An 18897-nucleotide genomic window follows, 5' to 3' on the forward strand; every position below is an offset into this window, starting at 1 on the left:
TCGATCTGATGACCAGACTGGTCCAATCGGTTAACGCTGTAGAACACAGTTCGTGAGCAGATGCACGGTCCGTATGCACGCGCAGCAGCCTGCCCCCAAAAAGGTCATATCGCTGGCACTCTGCGACGCGTTAGCCACGGGCAGTTTATTACTCCGAACGTGGTACAACGATGCCAGCTAGTAACTACCCGATCGAGATAGATACCCGTTCGATCCCCCCGCGGAAGGCAATCGGCGGCTAGAGTGCCTCTTCGACGACACCACTTTCGGTCTAGAGCTGGCGCGGCTGATCGGCCGAAAGTACCCGGTGCCGGTCGGGGGGCACGACCGACTCCAGGGAGGTAGTGACGTGGCTGCCGTCGGCTTGTCGCAGGCCGTCAGATCCACGCCAGCCGGTGCTTTGCCGGCGAGCATGGTCCCGCACCCGCGGGAAGAGCTGTTTTCGGTGCTGGTGGTCGACGACCACCCGCTCCTGAGGGAGGCGATTGCCGCACGACTCGCACAGATGGGTGCGGGCACCGTACACGAAGCTGCCTCGGTAGCGGAGGCGAGGGCGCGGGCGACCGCGACGGGTCCGTGCGACCTGGCCATCCTCGACCTCGGGCTGCCGGACGGGAGCGGGATCGACCTGGTCACGGAACTCCGCAGCCAGGGCTGGCCCCGCATCGTGGTGCTCGCCTCGTCCGACGACCCGTATGCCGTGCGCTCGGCCTTCCAGGCCGGTGCCCAGGCGTACCTGCTGAAGTCGGCCTCGCCCATGGTGGTGACCGACGGGGTGCGCCGGGTGCTGGACGGCGGGGTGTACGCGGACCCGAGCGTGGCCCCGGTGCTGGCGACCGGCACGCGGGTGCCGGGCACCGACAACACGCCGCGGGAGCTGTCCGCGCGCGAGGTGGAGGTGCTGCAGCTGGTCGCCGACGGCCAGTCCAACAAGGAGATCGGCGAGGAGCTCAGCCTCTCGGCGCTCACCGTCAAGTCGCACCTGTCCCGGATCGGGCGCAAGCTCGGGACCGGCGACCGGGCGCAGATGGTGGCGCTGGCGATGCGAGCCGGCGTCATCCGCTGATCCCCAGCCGATAACACGACCCAACGGACGGGCGTACCGGTGACGGTGCGCCCGTCCCGTAGGGTTGACCGACGTGGAAACCGCAGATCAAGTGCCTGATACCAGCGAACCGGACGTCCCGGTCACGCTCAAGGAGCCGGCCGACGGGACGCCGGACGTGGTGGCGGACGAGCCGGCGCTGGCGCGTGCCTGCGAACGGCTGGCGGCGGGCACGGGTGCGATCGCGGTGGACACCGAGCGCGCGTCCGGCTACCGCTACTGGCCCAAGGCCTACCTGGTGCAGTTGCGCCGGGAGGGCTCCGGCACGGTGCTGGTGGACCCCATCGCCCTGGAGGGCAGGCTGGGGCCGCTGCAGGACGTGCTGAACGGCGAGGAGTGGGTGCTGCACGCCGCCTCGCAGGACTTGCCGTGCCTGGCCGAGCTGGACCTGGTGCCGGGCAGTCTGTTCGACACCGAGCTGGCCGGGCGGCTGGCCGGCTACGAGCGGGTGGCGCTGGGCACCCTGGTGGAGAAGCTGCTGGGCTACCACCTGGAGAAGGGGCACAGCGCGGCCGACTGGTCGAAGCGGCCGTTGCCGGTGGACTGGCTCAACTACGCGGCGCTGGACGTCGAGCTGCTGATCCCGCTGCGGGAGAAGCTCGAGGCCGAGTTGGCTGCCCAGGGCAAGCTGGACTGGGCGCGCCAGGAGTTCGAGGCCGTCCGGACCGCCCCGCAGCCCCCGCCGAGGAGCGAGCCGTGGCGGCGCACGTCGGGGATCCACAAGGTCCGCACCGCGCGGGGCCTCGCGGCGGTGCGCGCGCTGTGGGAGGCCCGCGACGAGCTGGCCCGCAAGCGAGACCGCGCACCGAGCCGGGTGCTGCCCGACAGCGCGATCGTGAACGCGGTGCTGGCGGAGCCGAAGTCCGTGGCCGAGCTGCAGGCGCTGCCGGTCTTCGGCGGACGCGTCCAGCGGCGCTACACGGGCAACTGGTTCCGCCACCTCCAGGCGGCGCGCCAACTGCCGCGCGACCAGCTGCCCAACCCGGCACAACCGAACGACGGCCCTCCCCCGGCGAACCGCTGGGCGGACAAGGACCCCGACGCGGCGGCCCGCCTGGCCGCGGCGCGTGCCGGGTTGGCGAAGATCGCCGAGCACCACCAGCTGCCGGTGGAGAACCTGTTGCTGCCGGACCTGTTGCGCCGCACCTGCTGGCGCCCGCCGGAGGACAGGACCCTCGAGGCGGTCTCGGCGGCACTGGCCGCGGGCGGCGCACGCCCGTGGCAGGTGGAGCTGACGGCACCAGTGCTGGTAGAGGCTCTGCAGGCGACCGCCTGAGCAGCCCCACCGCGAAACGCAAGCCGGCAACGCAAAGCAGCCGACTACCCCAACCAGCCGGGCCGTCCGGTTCGGATGCGCGGGCGATGGTCGAGGGAATCATCTACCGGTTCCGGTGTGAGCTCGCGTGGCGGGATGTGCCGGCGGTGTTTGGGGCCGTGACAGACGATTTGGACCTGGCGCCGCCGGCGACTCCGGACCACCCCATCGGCCGCTCGCGCGGCGGCTGGACCACCAAGATCCACCGTGTCGTCGACCGGAACGGATGGGCTGGTCACCCTGCTGGCACCAGGCCAGGCCGGGAACTCACCAGTGTTCGAGCCGCTGAGGACACCGCAAAACGCCGCGGTTCCCGTCGTGGACGACCACCCGCCTTCGACGCACACGACTACCGCGGGCGCAACGCCATCAAACGCGACTTCAACCAGCTCGAACGATGGCGCCGCATCGGCCACCCGCTACTACGAGCCCGGTCACCATCTACAGCGCCGCCATCCTCATCGACGACGTCATCACCTGGACAAGGGCGTTGTTAGACACGACCTAAGCCTCGTAGCAGCTGACTCCGAGGACCGCACCCGCACCGGACCCGTTGCTCTCCAGAACCTCCAGGACGAGCTCGTCGGTCACCAGCGGTGGGTCGAACGTGTGGACAGCCCTGGTCTGGTGGTTGTCCACACACTCGGCGACGAGTTCGTCCCCGTTCCAGATGCGGTACTTCTTGACACACAGTGGGATGGTCCGCTCCTCCTGCGGCACCAGCACCGACAACATCGGCCGGTCGAAATCGGTGTCGAAGGAGAGCTGGATCGCCCGGATGCGCTTCGCCGACGTCCAGCTGAACTTCAGCGTCGGCGACTCGTCCTCCGGCGCCGCGAGCCAGGCGTTCGGTTTCGACGTGGGTCGCGTGTAGCCGTTGTGAATGTTTTCGGCGGCGAACGGGCGCAGCGGGGGATCAACTACCACCGCGAGGTTCCGTCCGTGCGGGTTCTTCTCCGCGCACCAGAGTTCCATATACGGCACACCCGCGACCTCGTCCAGTTCCTGGGTGTATTTCTCCCGGAAGACCGACAGGACGCCGGTCAGACGGGTCTCGCTCGAGCGAACGGCGACGTGGTCGTTCTCCATCAGGCAGTAGAAGACGTAACGCTCGTCGTCGAGCGTCACGTTCGCGTCGATCTTCACGAGTTGGCCGGCGCCGGAGCCGAGGTCGAATTCGGTCACGGCGAGCACTTCGCTCGGCGTGTGGTTGTCCGGGCGATCCGAAATCCGGACCTCCACCTTGAGCGTGGTCGGAGCGTCCACGTCCACGGTGAAGCTCACCTGCGGCAGCCTCCCTGGCCCCACAGGGAGTATCTGTGCGCGGGACCGGTCCAACCGCAGCATCGGGCCATCGGCCGGCAGATTCGACAGGACGTACTCGCTCGAGGCGGAAACCCGGGCGCTCCCGACGAGATCGTCATCGTCCGTCAACGGCACTCCGGGGATGTGCTGTCCCGACTTGAGCAACTCCTTGCGGAGCTCTCGCATGTGATCGGCGGCCAACAGCTCCGCAGGCTCCAGGCCGTCCCGGGCGCACAACGCCGCGGCCATGCCCACAGCCTGGCCCATGTGCGCACAGGTCGCCTGGTTCCGGGTCGAGGAGAACGCCACGTGGGAGGCGCTGATGATCCGTCCCCCGAAGAACAGGTTCGGCACGCTCCGGCTGACGAAGCACCGGTAGGGGATGTGGAAGGTGCCGGGCGGGAAGATGAGCGTCGCGCCTTGGTGCTCGCTGAACACGCCGTCGGCCGGGTGCAGGTCGATCGGATGGCCGCCGTAGGCGACGGCGTCGTCGTGTTCGGTCTGGGTGACGATGTCGGTCTGGTGCAACATGTAGTGGCCTTCGAACCGGCGGCTTTCGCGCTTGCCGGGAATGATGCCAACCCATTCGAGCGTCAGGTTCTCGGTGTCGGGGTGGTCACCGGAGTTCTTGAGGTGGTTCCAGATGCCGTAGACGACCTTCCAGAGTTCCCACTTGATCTCCTCCGTGTCGCCAACGGTGTCCAGCCGGCCGCCGTACTCGATCCACCAGAGCTGGCAGCCATTCTCGCTGGTGTCGAAGCTGCGGTAACGGGGGATCTTGGTGATGTCGTCCAGGGCGAACTTCGGTGGCACGAAGCGCACCGGACGACCGGTGTCCCTGGTGTAGAAGTAGATCGAGTGGCCGAGCAGCGCCCCGTACTCCTTCGATGGCGCGAACCCTTCGCCGAACTCCTCCTTCGCTTCGGCGCCCATCCGGAAGGGGGCCCCGCTGAGCAGGCCCACGATGCCGTCGCCGGAGGAGTCGCAGAACAACGGGGCACTGATGCGGTACCAGATCTGGTTCTGGCTGCAGAAGGCCTCCACTGAGGAGATCCGGTTGTCTGCCTTGCCGACGCCACAGACCGCGGTGTTCAGCAGCAGGGTGATGTTGGGTTCACCGCTCACCAGTTCCAGCAGGACGGTGTCGAAGATGACGGGGTTGCCCTCGGGGTTGCGGTAGGTGTTCTCGACCAGGATCTCGTCGAGCACGCCGCCCTCCCGTGACCAGCGGTTGTTGCCGTGGCCGAGGTAGGTGGCCCCGCAGATGTACAGCCGCACCTCGCTTCCCGCGTTTCCACCCAGCACGGGACGGTCCTGCACGAGCACGACCTTCGCGCCCGCACGAGCCGCGGTGATCGCGCAGCAGGTTCCAGCCATACCCCCACCCACAACCACCAGGTCGGCCTCCAAGCGCTCGACGCGCAGAGGTCGGCTGTCCGTTTCCGGCGCTGACGTGAGCTGTGTCATCCGTGAACTCCCGAGTTCGGCTGCGTCGGGCGCTCCCCCGACGCAGCGCAGCCAGTGAAACGAGAGTTTCACTGGCAGAGTTTCGTGTCAACAGCTTGCCCGGAAGTTCGCCTGCGACTCGACGTCACACAGGAACGCGGCCTTGGTCGTCGGTCGTTCCCGTTGGTATCTGGTCTCGCAAGCCGTCCGCGTGGCCGGTGTCCGGCTGGACGTCGACCCGCCGGAGAACGCGAACGACTCGCGAGTTGCTGAGCGATCGTTCGGGGCCCAGGTGTCAGGCGGGCACTCGACGGTCGAGGGTCGCAGCGCCCGGCCCACCCGCTGACTGTAGCCGCACCCAGCACCGGATCCGAGGGGAAGCGAACCAGCTCAGCGGGCTTCCCTTCAGGTCGAACGCGGTATTTCGACCCATTCCAGCTCGCTCTGGCGCCACGCCTCGCCATACCAGAGATTGCCGTACGCCTGCGTCCGCCGGCTTAGCAGGTGGTCGTAGTCGGCTTTGACCGCATGGAAGGTGTCGTCGGCCGGCTTGAAGATCACGATGCTGTTGTTGTGCGTCTGCTGCTTCACGGTTTCACACCAGCCCCACAGCAACCAGCACCGCTCGACGTCCTGGTTGTACCTCCAGAACTCGCCGATGAACCACCATTGATCCCTCAGTTTCATGTAGTGGGTGTGGTGGTTCATCTGCTCGGACTCGACACTCGGATTGAGGTTCAGCATGTAAGTCAACGCTTTGCTGCGTATGTCGGGCTGCGGACTGATGTCATAGCCGCGGAGGCACTTCTGAACGCCTGCGTCGACACGCACCTCCGGCGAATCCCGAACTTGTCCGTGAGGAGTTGCTTCACGCGGTCCGACGTGAAGAAGTCGTTCAACTCCTACCGGATCGCGCTGCGGTAGCCGACGAGCCGGTACACGATGCCGAACTCCCTCGGTTGCGGGGTGCAGCGACTTCTTGTCGGTCCCGTAGTACCAATCCAGGTACTGCTTCCGCGCGAAGTATCTTTCCCAAGAGGTAATCGAACCTGGTCGCAGTTTTCATGCTCATCGTCAAAACCCTACCGTCGTCTGCGTTGCAGGTTTGCGTGTCAGTATCAAAATTGATGTTTCGACTTGTGGCGAGAGATCTATACCATTTGATATCGTAGGCGACTTTACTTCGCGACTGCGATGCCTGAGACTATCGTGTGCACCTCGCCACCCAGCACTAGTGGCGAGCCGCCAAACGGGAGCGGACCGGCCAAGCCTCAGACCTCCAAGGCGACCTCCCGGGCGCCGACGTCCGCCGCTCGAAAAGGTGGTCCTACCCACCACACTGGTTACCCATCGGTAACCAGGGCTAGAGTGGCGTCATTACCGCCGGGTAACCGGCGGTCCCAGAGCTGACAGAGGGAGCACATCGTGGCTGCAACCCCCCTTGCGCCGACCGCGCGGGCGGTGCGCACCGTGGCCTTCGTCGAGGGGGTCCGCACCCCGTTCGGCAAGGCGGGTGAGAAGGGCATCTACGCCAACACCAGGGCCGACGACCTCGTGGTCAAGGTCATCCGCGAACTGCTGCGCCGCCATCCGGAACTGCCGCCGGAGCGGGTGGACGACGTCGCCATCGCCGCCACGACCCAGACCGGCGACCAGGGCCTGACGATCGGCCGCACGGCCGCCCTCCTGGCCGGTCTGCCGCGCTCGGTCCCCGGCTACGCGATCGACCGCATGTGCGCCGGCGCGATGACCGCGGTCACCACCGTCGCGGGCGGCATCGGCTTCGGCGCCTATGACATCGCCATCGCGGGCGGTGTCGAGCACATGGGCCGCCACCCGATGGGCGAAGGGGTCGACCCCAACCCGCGCATCGTCGCCGACAAGCTCGTCGACCCGTCCGCGCTCGTCATGGGCCAGACCGCGGAGAACCTGCACGACCGCTTCCCGGCCATCACCAAGCGCCGCGCGGACGAGTACGCCGCGCAGAGCCAGGAGCGCTACGCCGACGCCGTCAAGGCCGGCAAGATCGGCCCCGAGGTCGTCCCGGTCGCGATCCGCTCCGAGCTGGGCTGGGGCCTGGCCACCGAGGACGAGCCGCCCCGCCCGGGCACCACCGTGGAAACCCTGGCGAACCTGAAGACCCCGTTCCGCCCGCACGGCCGGGTCACCGCGGGCAACGCCGCGGGCCTGAACGACGGCGCGACCGGTGCGATCCTCGCCGACGAGGAGACCGCCCGCGAGCTGGGCCTGCCCGTCGCGATGCGGATGGTCGGCTACTCCTTCGCCGGCGTCGACCCCGAGGTCATGGGCGTCGGCCCGGTGCCTGCCACCGAGAAGCTGCTCAAGCGGACCGGGCTGTCCATCGACGACATCGGCCTGTTCGAGATCAACGAGGCGTTCGCCGTGCAGGTCCTGGCCTTCCTGGACCACTTCGGCATCGAGCAGACCGACCCGCGCGTCAACCCGTGGGGCGGCGCGATCGCCTGCGGCCACCCGCTGGCCTCCTCCGGCGTGCGGCTGATGACCCAGCTGGCCCGCCAGTTCGCCGAGCACCCCGAGGTCCGCTACGGCATCACCACGATGTGCATCGGCCTCGGCATGGGCGGCACCGTGATCTGGGAGAACCCTGCGTACGACGGGAGTGACAAGTGACGTTCACGGTTGAGCAGGCCAAGGCCGCCTTCCCGGACGAGGTGGTCACCCGCGCCACCACGCGCCTGATCCGGGTGCCCGGCCTGGACAAGCAGGTCGCGCTGATCACCCTGGACAACGGGCACGACCACACCCGCCCGTCCACGTTCGGCCCGCAGGGCCTGGTGAGCCTGAACGCCGCGCTGGACGAGGCGTTCGCCGCGGAACCGGCGGCCATCGCGGTCACCGGCAAGCCGTTCATCTTCGCCGTCGGCGCGGACCTGTCCGGCGTCGAGGCGATCAGCGACCCGAACCTGGCGCACGAGATCGCCGAAACCGGGCACGCGGTGTTCCGCCGCCTCACCGACTCGGCGATCCCGACCTTCGCGTTCGTCAACGGCGCGGTCATGGGCGGCGGGCTCGAACTGGCCCTGTCCTGCCACTACCGCACGCTGTCGGAGTCCGCCGCGGCGATCTCGTTCCCCGAGGTGTTCCTCGGTCTGTTCCCCGGCTGGGGCGGCACGCAGCTGCTGCCGAACCTGATCGGCCCGGACGCGGCGGTCACCGTGATCATCGAGAACGCGCTGAACCAGAACAAGATGCTCAAGCCGGCGCAGGCCGCGCAGCTGGGCATCGTCGACGAGCTGCTGGGCAGCGCGGACTTCCTGGAGCAGTCGCTGCTGTGGCTGGCGAAGGTCGTCAACGGCCAGGTCACTCCGCAGCGCAAGGAGATCGACCGCGGCGCCGGCTGGGACGCGGCGATCGCCCGCGCCAAGGCCATTGTGGACGGCAAGACCAAGGGCGCGTCGCCGGGCGCGACCAAGGCCGTCGAACTGCTCGAACTGGCCCGCGCCAACGATCTCGACGCAGGCTACGCGGCCGAGACGCAGGCGCTGGCGCAGCTGCTGATGGACGACACGCTGCGCGCCGGGCTGTACTCGTTCAACCTGGTCAACAAGCGCGCCAAGCGCCCGGCCGGCGCGCCGGACAAGTCGCTGGCGCGCAAGGTGACCAAGGTCGGCGTGGTCGGCGCGGGCCTGATGGCGAGCCAGCTGGCGCTGCTGTTCGTGCGGCGCCTGAAGGTTCCGGTCGTGCTGACCGACGTGGACCAGGCGCGCGTCGACAAGGGCGTGTCCTATGTGCACGGTGAGATCGACAAGCTGCTCGGCAAGAAGCGGATCTCGCCGGACGAGGCGAACCGGCTCAAGGCGCTGGTCAGCGGTTCGCTGGACAAGGCGGCCTTCGCGGACGCGGACTTCGTGATCGAGGCCGTGTTCGAGGAGATGGGCGTCAAGCAGCAGGTCTTCGGCGACCTGGAGAACTACGTCAAGCCCGAGGCGATCCTGGCGACGAACACCTCGTCGCTGTCGGTGTCGGAGATGGCGTCGAAGCTGCAGCACCCGGAGCGGGTCGTCGGGTTCCACTTCTTCAACCCGGTGGCCGTGCTGCCGCTGCTGGAGATCGTGCGCGGCGAGCAGACCGACGACGCGGCGCTGGCGACGGCGTTCGCGGTCGGCAAGCAGCTCAAGAAGTCCAGCGTGCTGGTCAAGGACGCCCCGGCGTTCGTGGTGAACCGGCTGCTGCTGCGCTTCCTCGGCGAGGTGCTGACCGCGGTCGACGAGGGCACCCCGTTCGACGTGGCCGACCGCGCGCTGGAGCCGCTGGGCCTGCCGATGTCGCCGCTGACGCTGATGCAGCTGGTCGGCCCGGCGATCGCGCTACACGTCGGCGAGACGCTGCACGCCGCGTTCCCGGAGCGGTTCCCGGTGAGCGAGAACCTGAAGAAGTTCGTCGCGTCGGGCAAGACCGCGGTGTGGCAGTGGGACGACAAGGGCAACCCGAGCGTCGACCCGGAGGTCGCGGCGCTGTGGCAGCAGGGCGACCGGCCCTCGACCGCGGAGCAGCTGCGCGAGCGGGCGCTGGCCGCGATCGCCGAGGAGATCCGGATCATGCTCGACGAGGGCGTGGTCGCGGAGGCGCAGGACATCGACCTGTGCCTGATCCTCGGCGCGGGCTGGCCGTTCTGGCTCGGCGGCATCACGCCGTACCTCGACCGGACGGGCGTGTCGCAGAAGGTGACCGGCAAGCCGTTCCTGGCGCCGGGCGTGGCCTCGGTGCCGGCCTGACAGCGTGACCTGGCGGTCCCCTCGGGCGAGGGGGCCGTCAGCGCGCGGTGGAGGCCCGGACAAACAACTCCGGCTCCAGGCGCTCCGACTCCGGTGACTGTCCGTTGAGGACGGTGATCAGCAGTTCGAGCGCGCGCCGCCCCATTTCGTGCATCGGGGAGCGGACGCTGGTCAGCGGGACCGGCAGTTCGGCGGCCAGCGGGGTGTCGTTGAAACCCGCCACCGCGACGTCGGCCCCGGGGCGCAGGCCGGCGTCCCGCACCGCGCCGAGTGCGCCGATCGCCGCGAAGTCGTTGACGGCGAAGATGGCCGTCGGCCCGGTCTCCGCCAGGAGCCGCTCGGCCGCCCGGTGGCCGCCGACGGTGTCGAATCCGGAGTGGACAGTCGCGACCTCGAGACCCTCCTCGCGGTACCGGTCGGCGAACCCGGCCGTCCGGTCGATGCCGGTGCTCGCGAACGGCTCCCCGGCGATCACCCCGGCCCGCCGGTGCCCCAGCTCCAGGAAGTGCTCCGCGACCAGCCTGCCGCCGCGGTAGTCGTCGCAGGTGACCGACGGGTGCCCGCCCGCGTGGCGGCTGACCAGCACGAACGGCACGCGCCGCTCGGCCAGCTCGCCGGTGAACTCCCCGTCGTGGTGCGCGTCGCCCAGGATGAGGCCGTCCACACGGCGCGACAGCGCCAGCTCGGTGCGCGCCCGCTGCTCGGCAGGCCGGTCGTGGCTGTTCATCACGAACGTCGCCAGCCCGTGCCCCGCCGCCGCGTCCTCGATGCCCTCGTAGATCGTCGCGAGGACGACGTCGGACAGCCGCGGCACCAGCACCCCGACGAGGTTGCTGCGCTGGGTGCGCAGGCTCTTCGCGTGCGGGTTCGGCCGGTAGTCCAGCCGGGCCGCCCACTCCCGGATCGCGTCGGCGGTCTCCCGGGATGCGGCGCGCGCGGCGTCCTCCGGCGACCCGTTGAGCACGCGGGACACCGTGGAGATGTCGACCCCGGCGCTCTGCGCGATGGTCCGCAGCGTGGCCGGCCGCTTGCGCTCCGCTCGACCCACTTCCCAGCCTTCCGCCCGGCCACCCCTTGACGGCGGCTCCCGCGCTCCTTGATACTACCCAAACGATTTTCCCAAACGTTTGGGTACACCAGCAACACGGACCCAAACGTTTGCGCAAGGAGAGGAACACCGTGTCGTCATCCCTCGGGACCAGGCTCGCCCCGCCACCCGGCGCCGGCTAGTTCGCGCACCGCCCCGTGGCGGGCCTCGCCGCGGACCTGCGCGCCGGACGGCTCACGCCACGTGACCTGGTCGAGACCGCGCTCGCCGAACTCGCCCGGTGGGAGCCGGTGATCAACGCGTTCGTCACCGTGGACAAGGCCGGCGCCCGGGCCGTTGCCGACCAGGCGGGGCGCGAGCTGGCGGCGGGCGTCGACCGCGGGCCTTTGCACGGCGTCCCGGTCGCGGTCAAGGACGTGATCGACGTGCGCGGGCTGCCGACCACCGCCGGTTCCCGCCAGTTCACGGACCACGTCGCCACTGCGGACGCAGACTGCGTGCGACGGCTCCGCGCGGCGGGCGCGATCGTCCTCGGCAAGACCGCCACCCACGAAATCGCGTTCGGGCCGACGGGTGACCGCGCCGCGAACGGCCCGGCCCGCAACCCCTACGACCCGGGCCGGATGACCGGCGGGTCGAGCAGCGGCTCGGCGGCGGCGGTCGCCGCGGGCGTCGTCCCGCTCGCGCTCGGCACCGACACCGGCGGCTCCGTCCGGATCCCCGCCGCGTGCTGCGGAATCGTCGGCCTGAAGCCGACGCACGGCGCGCTCAGCACACACGGCGTCCTGCCCTTGGCGCCGTCGCTGGACACCGTCGGCCCGCTGGCCCGCACGGCCGCCGACGCGCGTCTGCTGTGGACAGTCCTGAGTGGAGCCAAGCCCGGAAACAAGACATCCCGTGTCGCGTGGCTGCCACCGGACACAATCCACCCGACCGCGCCGGAGGTGGTCGCCACCGTCCGCGAGCGCCTGCGTGATCTCGACGAAGTCGTTCTCCCGCAAGCGGAAGCGCTCCGCGCCGCGTACGCGGCGATCCAGGGCAGCGAGGCCTATGCCGTGCACGCGGAGCGGCTCGCCGACCGGCCGGACCTGTTCGGCGACGAGGTCCGCGACCGCCTCCGGGCCGGTGGCGAAGTCCGCGGCTGGGAGTACGTCCGTGCCCGCGAGCTGCGCGACCGGGTCCGCGGCGGAGTGCTGGACCTGCTGCGGGAACACGGGATCCTCGCGCTGCCCACGACTCCGCTGCCCGCCCCGCCGCTCGATGCGCGCACCTCCGACGTCGGCGACGTGCGAGCCGCGCTGCTGTCGCTGACCAGCCCGTGGAGCGTTCTCGGGCTGCCCGCCCTGTCCGTCCCCGCCGGTCTCGTCGGTGAGCTGCCCGTGGGACTGCAGCTCGTCGGCCCGCCCGGCTCCGAGCACGACCTCCTGACGATCGCCGAACACCTCTGAAGGGAACAGCCGAATGTCGACGAGCGCCATCACCGCCGCTGCCGTGCAGTGCGACCCGCAGGTCGGGCTGGAGAACAAGGACAAGAACCTCGCCCGGACCCTCGAACTGGTCACCGAGGCCGCCGAGCAGGGCGCGAACCTGGTCGTGCTGCCCGAGCTGGTCAACACCGGCTACTCCTTCGCCACCCGGGAGGAGGCCTACGCGCACGCCGAGGAGCTGACCGGCCCGACCGTGCAGGCGTGGACCGAACTCGCCCGCAGCCGCGGCATCCACCTCGTCGGCGGGATCACCGAACTCGACGGGGTGCGCCTGTTCGACACCGCCGTCCTCATCGGACCGGACGGGCTGATCGGGCACTACCGCAAAACCCACCTGTGGCACAAGGAGAAGCTCGTCTTCACCCCCGGCGACCTCGGGTTTCCGGTGTTCGAGACCCGCATCGGCCGGATCGGCCTGCTGATCTGCTGGGACATCTGGTTCCCGGAGGTCGCGCGCCTGCTCGCGGTGCAGGGCGCGGACGTCATCTGCAGCGTCAACAACTGGGTGTGGACGCCGCCGCCGCTGTTCGACGACGCCGGCCGGTGCATGGCCGCCTACCTGACCATGACCGCTTCGCACGTCAACGGTGTGCCGATCGTCGCGGCGAACCGGGTCGGCGAGGAGCGCGGCGCGAAGTTCCTCGGGTGCTCGCTGATCACCGGCACCAACGGCTGGCCCGCCCTCGAGGTCGCCGCCCCCGAGGGCGACACGATCGTCTACAGCGGACTCGACCTGATGGCCACCCGGTCGGCGGCGATCTGGAACGAGCTCAACGACCTGCCACGAGACCGCCGCACCGACCTCTACGATCCGCTGCTGGGGTACCGCGGCGGCCAGGCCTACCCGCGGTGATCCCGGTGCTCACCACGACCCGCCGGGCGACGAAGCCCGCCGGTGCGCTCGGCCGCTGGCTGGCCGGCGCCGCGCTGTTCGGGGTCACCGCGGGCATCGCCCTGCTGCTGGCCCGCGTCACCGGTTCGCTGCCGCACGTCCTGTCCGCCTACGACGAGTGGCAGGAGCAGGCCTACCACCACATCCCGCAGTTCCTGCGCTGGGTCCTGGGCGACGCCACCGAGGCGCAGTTCTACAAGTCCGCGCTCGGCGGGGTCGGCCTGCTGGCCGGTGGCTGGATCGCGCACGTCGGATGGCGGCGCGGCCGCCGCTGGGCCGGGTTCGCGGTCAGCGGGGGCAGCGGGCTGTGGCCGTGGGTCACCGCCGCGGCCCTGCTCGGGCTGCTGCTGTCCAACCTGGCCTGGGGGTGGACGATCCCCGCGACCGGCGCGTGGCAGCCGACGTTCGTGGCGTTCGTGTCGGTGCCGCCCATGGTGGTCCTGACCTACGGCGCGGGGTGGCGGGTCGCCGCCACCGGTGCCGTGCTCGGCGCCGCGTTGACCACGCCCGCCGCGTTGCTGCTGGTCAACTTCGTGTGCGTGCCACTGGGGCAGCCCGCGGTGCTGGGGTCGGTGACCGCGATGTGGGTCAGCGCGCTGATCGCGTTCCCGCTGTGCCGCCGCCTGCCGTGGCTCCCGCGGCCGGTCCCGCCGCCCGCGGCGGAACGCACCGTGCCGCGGCAAGGGCCGGTCTGGGTGGTGCGGCGCGTGCTCGCCGACTTCACCGAGGCGCCCTTCCACGGCAACGAGATCGCCTCGCTCGGACTGCTCGCCGGAACGGTGCTGACCTACCTGCTCAACCCGCTGACCCCGGTGTACGGCAGCGGTCTGCTACCCGCCCTGCTCACCGCGCAGGTGCTCACCGCCACGCTCGGCGTGCTGGTGTACCGGCGCCAGTGGGCGCGGCACGGCTGGTACCCGACTTTCGTGCCGGTGGTGTCCGTCGCGCCCGCGGTGGTGCTCACCTACGGGCCGACGTGGCCCGCCGTGCTGAGCGGCGCAGTGCTCGGGGCGCTGGCCGCTCCCCCGCTGGCCGCGTTCGCGTCCCGGCGCATCCCGCTCGGCGTGCATCCCTGCGCGGGCAACATGTTCGCCATGACGGTGTGCACCGGCGTCCTCGTTCCCCTGCTGGACATCGTTCTGTGAAAGGAAAACCGATGGAGATCCTGCGGTTCGACCGCGACGGCACGACGCTGACCGCCGAGCGGCGCGACGGTGACGGGCCGCCGGTGGTCGTGGTGCCCGGCGTGATGGCCGACGCCGCGTCCTGGCGGCCGGTCGTCGACGCCCTCGCGCTGCCGAACCCGGTCGTCGTGCTGAACCGGCGCGGCCGGGCGCCCAGCGGCCCGCTCGGCGACGGGTACTCGCTGCGCACCGAGATCGACGACCTGCACCACGTGCTGGACACCCTCGGCGGCGACGTGGAACTGTTCGGCTGGAGCTACGGCGGGCTGATCGCGCTGGAGGCCGCGGTGCGGCGGCGGGATCTGCGGTCGGTGGTGGCTTACGAACCGGTGTCGAGCCCGTTCGGTGTCCACGCGCTGGAGTCGTTGCGGGCGGCCGAGGGCGATCTGGACCGCGCGGTGGAGATCGTGAACCGCGACGTGTCCGGGTTCTCCGCAGAGTACGTGGCCGAGCTGCGGGAGAGTCCGGTGTGGCCGGTGCTGCGCCCGCTGGCCCATCCGCTCGCGGCCGAACTCGCCGCGCTGAACGCGCACGAGCCGGCCTTCGACCGCTACCACGACCTCGACGTGCCGGTCACGTTGCTGCTGGGCGAGCTGAACGAGGGAGCCGAACCGTACGGCACGGCCTTCGCGGTGTTCGAGCGGGCGCTGCCCCAGGCCCGGCGGATGGTCATGCCCGGGCAGGGGCACCTCGCGCACGCCCAGGCACCGGAGGTGCTGGCGAAACACCTCGCGGCGGCGATCCGACCCTAGGACTGCGCCCCTTGGTGAGGCGAGGGGCCAGGTCCTTGGTCGGCGGCGGCAGGCGCACCAGCATGCTGCTGGCGCCCGGAAAAGAGGGCTGCGCGCCCGGGCTCGAGGCGCTCGCGGTCGATGGGGAAGGACCCGGCCGGTCCCGCGGCCAGATTGAGCACGAAGATCCATCTTGCGATGGATGGGCGCGGGTCACCGACGCGGGTGCTGCTCACCTGCCAGGCCGCATCTCTCGACCCGGCAGGCGATGCGGGACCGGCGAGTCCGATTCACCCGCCCGGAACGGGAGGACACTTCCTAGGCGAGGGGGTCTCACAGTACCTGCATCACCAGGGTCTCCCGGACGTCCAGGACGCGTGCCACTTTGGTTGAGCCGGCTCCCAGCCGGCCGCATGCTTCCACGACAAAGGGGACGAAGACCCATGGCGGACGACCAGTTCACCACCCACGCGGATCTCTTCGATCTGAGTGGGAAGTACGCACTTGTCACTGGTGGCACCAGGGGCATCGGGATGATGATCGCGCGGGGCCTGCTGCAGGCGGGCGCCCGCGTCGTCATCAGCTCACGCAACACCAACGCGTGCACGGAGGCACAGCATCGACTCTCCGAATTCGGCGACGTCCGAGCATTCCCCGCCGACCTGTCCAGGTACGACGAGTGTCAGCGCCTCGCTGATCTCGTCGAAGGCGACTCGGATCGCCTGGACATCCTCGTCAACAACGCGGGAGCGATGTGGCGCGAGCCGCTGGAGACGTTCCCGGCCGAGGCCTGGGACGCGGTGATCGACCTCAACCTCAAGTCGCCGTTCTGGCTGGTGCAGGCGCTGCTCCCCGCACTTCGCCGGGCGGGCACCGCCGACGATCCCGCGCGGATCATCAACATCGGCAGTATCGCCGCCATCCACGTCGCCGAGTCGCCCAACTACTCGTACGCCGGCAGCAAAGCCGCGCTCCACCAACTCACCAGGGTGCTCGCCAGGGAACTGGGCCCCCAGCACGTCACGGTGAACGCGGTGGCCCCAGGAGTGTTCCCGTCGCAGATGATGGCGGCCACGCTCGACGCCATCGGCGACAAGATCACCGCGAAGGCCCCACTGCGCCGGCTCGGCCGCGACGACGACATGGCAGGCGTCGCCGTGTTCCTCGCCAGCCGCGCCGGGTCTTACCTGACGGGCGCCATCGTCCCGGTCGACGGCGGCATCGCCACGACCGCAACGGGTACGTAGGCGTTTTGCCGGCGGCCCCGGGCCTCGACGGGGGTACCAGCAGAACCTCCCTCCGCCCGCAGACAGGGCCTACGGTCAAGGCGTGGCCACGATCGATCTGCGCACCGAGATCAAGGAATTCCTGAGCTCGCGTCGCGCGCGAATCACGCCGGAGCGGGCCGGACTGCCCGCCTACGGCGGCAACCGCCGGGTCGAAGGTCTGCGCCGCGAAGAGGTGGCTCTGCTGGCGCGGGTGTCGGTCGACTACTACGTGCGCATGGAGCGCGGCAGCCTCACCGGCGCCTCCGACGGGGTGCTCGACGCGTTGGCCTCTGCCTTGCAACTCGACGAGGCCGAGCGCGATCACCTGTTCCACCTCGCGCGGCAGTCCAAGGGTCCACGCCGCCGGCGACCCGCCGTGACAGTGCGCCCGGCCCTTCAGCAGGTGCTCGACGCCATCACCGATGCGCCGGCTTGGATTTGCACTGGCCGTTATGACGTGCTGGCCATGAATCACCTCGCCCGCGCGCTGTATTCACCGGTGCTGGCCGACCCGCGACGGCCGGCGAACACCGCGCGGTTCGTGTACCTGGCCCCCGGCGCGGCGAAAACGTTCTTCGTCGACTACGACCGGATCGCCTGCGACGTGGCTGCGAAGCTGCGCATGGAAGCCGGCCGCGATCCGCACGACGAGGAGCTGATCGCCCTGGTCGGTGAATTGTCGGCGCGCAGCGAGCTCTTCCGGCAGCGGTGGGCATCCCAGGACGTCCGGCACCACCGGTCCGGGCGCAAGCGCCTGCGCCACCCGGTAGTGGGCCGGCTCGACCTGGACGTCGAGTCGATGGAGATGCCTGCCGAACCCGGCCTGCTCCTGAACGTCTACACCGCGCCCGCCGGCACGGCGACCGCGGACGGCCTTGCCCTGCTGGCGTCGTGGGCGGCCGGCCTTGGGCACCCGCGGTCGGAGCGCAGGCAAACCCAGCCGGAGTCGCCGTAGCCTAGGCCTCCTTGGCGATCGTCTCCCGGACAGCGGGCACGATCTCCCGGGCCCAGCGGCCGAGGGAGATGTCGTCGTGGGCGGCGTGGCCCGGCGGGAACAGGATGAAGCCGGACATCCCGTGCTCGAGGACGCCCGAGGTCAGCTCCTCGACCCACTGGTCCACGGACCCGCCGATCCAGCGGCCCTCGTCGTCCCGCGTCTTCGCCAGCGGCTTGTCGGTGATGCGGCCGGGGAAGTTCAGGATTGTCCGGACCTCGCTCGGGTCGCGCCCTGCCGCGGACGCCGCCTCGTCGATCACCGGCCGCGACGTGCGGTACCGCTCGCTCAGCCAGTCCGCCGCGTGGCCGGGCAGCCAGCCGTCGGCCGCGCGGCCGGTCGCGGCGAGCGACTTCCGCCGACCGACCCGGTCCACACCGGCGGCGCGGCCACCGGCGCGGGCTCGATGCCGCGCACCCGGTAGTGCCGTCCCTCGTGGGTCACCGGCTCTCCACCCCCGGCCAGGCTCTTGACCAGCAGGATCGCCTCCTCGAAGGCCTCCACCGCCTCGCCCGGGGTGAACCGCGGCCCGCCCATGTCGGCGATCCGGTCCGGGAGCCCGCCCGCGCCCACCCCGAGCACGACCCGGCCACCGGACAGCGCCGACAGGGTCGTCACCGCCCTGGCCAGCATCGCCGGGGGCCGCAGCGGCAGGTTGGTGACGTTGGCGAAACCCGCGATGCGCTCGGTGTTCCCCAGCAGGAACCCGATGGTCGCGTAGGCGTCCAGGCGGCTCCCGAAGTAGGGGTGGTCGGACAGCGAGACCAGGTCGAGCCCGTCGGCGTCCGCTCGCCGGACCATGCGCAGCAGGTCGGTCACCTCGTCGACGCCGGTGTGCGCGCCGAACCCGAAAACCACGTCAGGTGCAGTCATGATGATCCCTCCAGTTCGTACTACGAACAATAATGGTTCGCAGTACGAACTGCAAGGGTCAGCGGTCCAGGAAGACCGGGGGCACCTCGTTGTCCGTCACGACCCGGCCGAGCAGGCCCGCGAGCCGGTCGCGGTCGGCCGCGTCGAGCCCCGCGGGAAGCTGTTCGATCCGGCGGCAGGTCTCCGCGTAGAACTCCCCCGCCAGCCGCTTCCCCTCCGGCGTGAGCGCGACCAGAACCGCCCTGGTGTCGCGCGGATCCGGCTCGCGGCGGACCAGGCCGTTGCGTTCGGTGCGGTCGACCAGCCCGGTGAGGCTCGACTTCGCCAGCCGCAGCACCGCGCCCAGCTCGGTCATGCCGTAGGGCCGCGCCATCAGCACGCACAGCAGCTGCCCCTGCGGCATCGTGATGCCGTACTCCCTGGCCGATTCGGAATACACCGCGTTCACCAGGAACGTGGACCGCACCAGGGCGGTCACGATCCCCATCCGGC

General features: G+C 70.2%; 16 protein-coding genes. 10 read left to right on the forward strand and 6 right to left on the reverse strand.

The window, feature by feature from the left end:
• Window positions 1-412: 412 nt before the first annotated feature.
• Both ABZ215_RS21595 and ABZ215_RS21600 read left to right on the forward strand, forming a co-directional pair.
• The gene (locus ABZ215_RS21595) at window positions 413-1066 is read left to right on the forward strand and encodes a response regulator transcription factor (RefSeq protein WP_017983672.1); all 654 of its coding nucleotides are present in this window, start codon (window positions 413-415) and stop codon (window positions 1064-1066) included.
• A 91-nt stretch (window positions 1067-1157) separates the two neighbouring features.
• Entirely contained in the window at window positions 1158-2381 is a 1224-nt protein-coding gene (locus ABZ215_RS21600; RefSeq protein WP_354951084.1) for a ribonuclease D, read from the forward strand.
• A gap of 543 nt (window positions 2382-2924) precedes the next feature.
• Here ABZ215_RS21600 and ABZ215_RS21605 read toward each other — a convergent pair.
• Entirely contained in the window at window positions 2925-5192 is a 2268-nt protein-coding gene (locus tag ABZ215_RS21605; RefSeq protein WP_354951086.1) for an FAD-dependent oxidoreductase, read from the reverse strand.
• Between the two features lie 384 nt (window positions 5193-5576).
• Window positions 5577-6002, reverse strand: coding sequence for a hypothetical protein (locus ABZ215_RS21610; RefSeq protein ID WP_354951088.1), 426 nt, complete (start codon window positions 6000-6002; stop codon window positions 5577-5579).
• A gap of 630 nt (window positions 6003-6632) precedes the next feature.
• Here ABZ215_RS21610 and ABZ215_RS21615 point away from each other — a divergent pair.
• Both ABZ215_RS21615 and ABZ215_RS21620 read left to right on the forward strand, forming a co-directional pair.
• Entirely contained in the window at window positions 6633-7823 is a 1191-nt protein-coding gene (locus ABZ215_RS21615) for a thiolase family protein (protein WP_354951132.1), read from the forward strand.
• On the forward strand, window positions 7820-9928 hold the full coding sequence (locus ABZ215_RS21620; RefSeq protein WP_354951090.1) for a 3-hydroxyacyl-CoA dehydrogenase NAD-binding domain-containing protein: 2109 nt from the start codon (window positions 7820-7822) through the stop codon (window positions 9926-9928). Before ABZ215_RS21615 ends, ABZ215_RS21620 begins: the two co-directional genes overlap by 4 nt.
• 37 nt (window positions 9929-9965) lie before the next feature.
• Here the strand turns inward: ABZ215_RS21620 and ABZ215_RS21625 are convergent, their stop codons facing one another.
• The gene (locus ABZ215_RS21625) at window positions 9966-10976 is read right to left on the reverse strand and encodes a LacI family DNA-binding transcriptional regulator (RefSeq protein ID WP_354951092.1); all 1011 of its coding nucleotides are present in this window, start codon (window positions 10974-10976) and stop codon (window positions 9966-9968) included.
• Between the two features lie 197 nt (window positions 10977-11173).
• Here ABZ215_RS21625 and ABZ215_RS21630 point away from each other — a divergent pair, with 197 nt between their 5' ends.
• From ABZ215_RS21630 to ABZ215_RS21655, 6 genes are all read left to right on the forward strand, one after another.
• On the forward strand, window positions 11174-12424 hold the full coding sequence (locus tag ABZ215_RS21630; protein ID WP_354951094.1) for an amidase: 1251 nt from the start codon (window positions 11174-11176) through the stop codon (window positions 12422-12424).
• A gap of 13 nt (window positions 12425-12437) precedes the next feature.
• On the forward strand, window positions 12438-13316 hold the full coding sequence (locus ABZ215_RS21635) for a nitrilase family protein (RefSeq protein ID WP_354951097.1): 879 nt from the start codon (window positions 12438-12440) through the stop codon (window positions 13314-13316).
• 5 nt (window positions 13317-13321) lie between these two features.
• Complete coding sequence (locus ABZ215_RS21640) at window positions 13322-14500, forward strand: hypothetical protein (protein WP_354951099.1); 1179 nt, start codon at window positions 13322-13324, stop codon at window positions 14498-14500.
• Between the two features lie 11 nt (window positions 14501-14511).
• Entirely contained in the window at window positions 14512-15291 is a 780-nt protein-coding gene (locus ABZ215_RS21645; RefSeq protein ID WP_354951101.1) for an alpha/beta hydrolase, read from the forward strand.
• A 422-nt stretch (window positions 15292-15713) separates the two neighbouring features.
• The gene (locus ABZ215_RS21650) at window positions 15714-16517 is read left to right on the forward strand and encodes an SDR family oxidoreductase (protein ID WP_354951103.1); all 804 of its coding nucleotides are present in this window, start codon (window positions 15714-15716) and stop codon (window positions 16515-16517) included.
• Between the two features lie 82 nt (window positions 16518-16599).
• The gene (locus tag ABZ215_RS21655; RefSeq protein WP_354951105.1) at window positions 16600-17493 is read left to right on the forward strand and encodes a helix-turn-helix transcriptional regulator; all 894 of its coding nucleotides are present in this window, start codon (window positions 16600-16602) and stop codon (window positions 17491-17493) included.
• A gap of 1 nt (window position 17494) precedes the next feature.
• On the opposite strand, the gene ABZ215_RS21660 is transcribed toward ABZ215_RS21655, so the two are convergent.
• Genes ABZ215_RS21660 through ABZ215_RS21670 form a run of 3 tightly spaced genes read right to left on the reverse strand, consistent with a single transcriptional unit; the run spans window position 17495 to window position 18892 of the window.
• A complete protein-coding gene (locus ABZ215_RS21660) occupies window positions 17495-17908 on the reverse strand; it encodes a hypothetical protein (RefSeq protein WP_354951134.1) in 414 nt (137 codons plus the stop codon).
• Window positions 17821-18405, reverse strand: coding sequence for an LLM class flavin-dependent oxidoreductase (locus ABZ215_RS21665; protein WP_354951107.1), 585 nt, complete (start codon window positions 18403-18405; stop codon window positions 17821-17823). The genes ABZ215_RS21660 and ABZ215_RS21665 overlap by 88 nt, the downstream gene beginning before the upstream one ends.
• Before the next feature lie 58 nt (window positions 18406-18463).
• Window positions 18464-18892: a MarR family transcriptional regulator gene (locus tag ABZ215_RS21670; protein ID WP_020422393.1), complete on the reverse strand. Its 429-nt coding sequence runs from the start codon at window positions 18890-18892 to the stop codon at window positions 18464-18466.
• Window positions 18893-18897: the final 5 nt, after the last annotated feature.

The organism is Amycolatopsis sp. NPDC006131 (assembly GCF_040614175.1).
Classification (GTDB): Bacteria; Actinomycetota; Actinomycetes; order Mycobacteriales; family Pseudonocardiaceae; genus Amycolatopsis_E; species Amycolatopsis_E tucumanensis.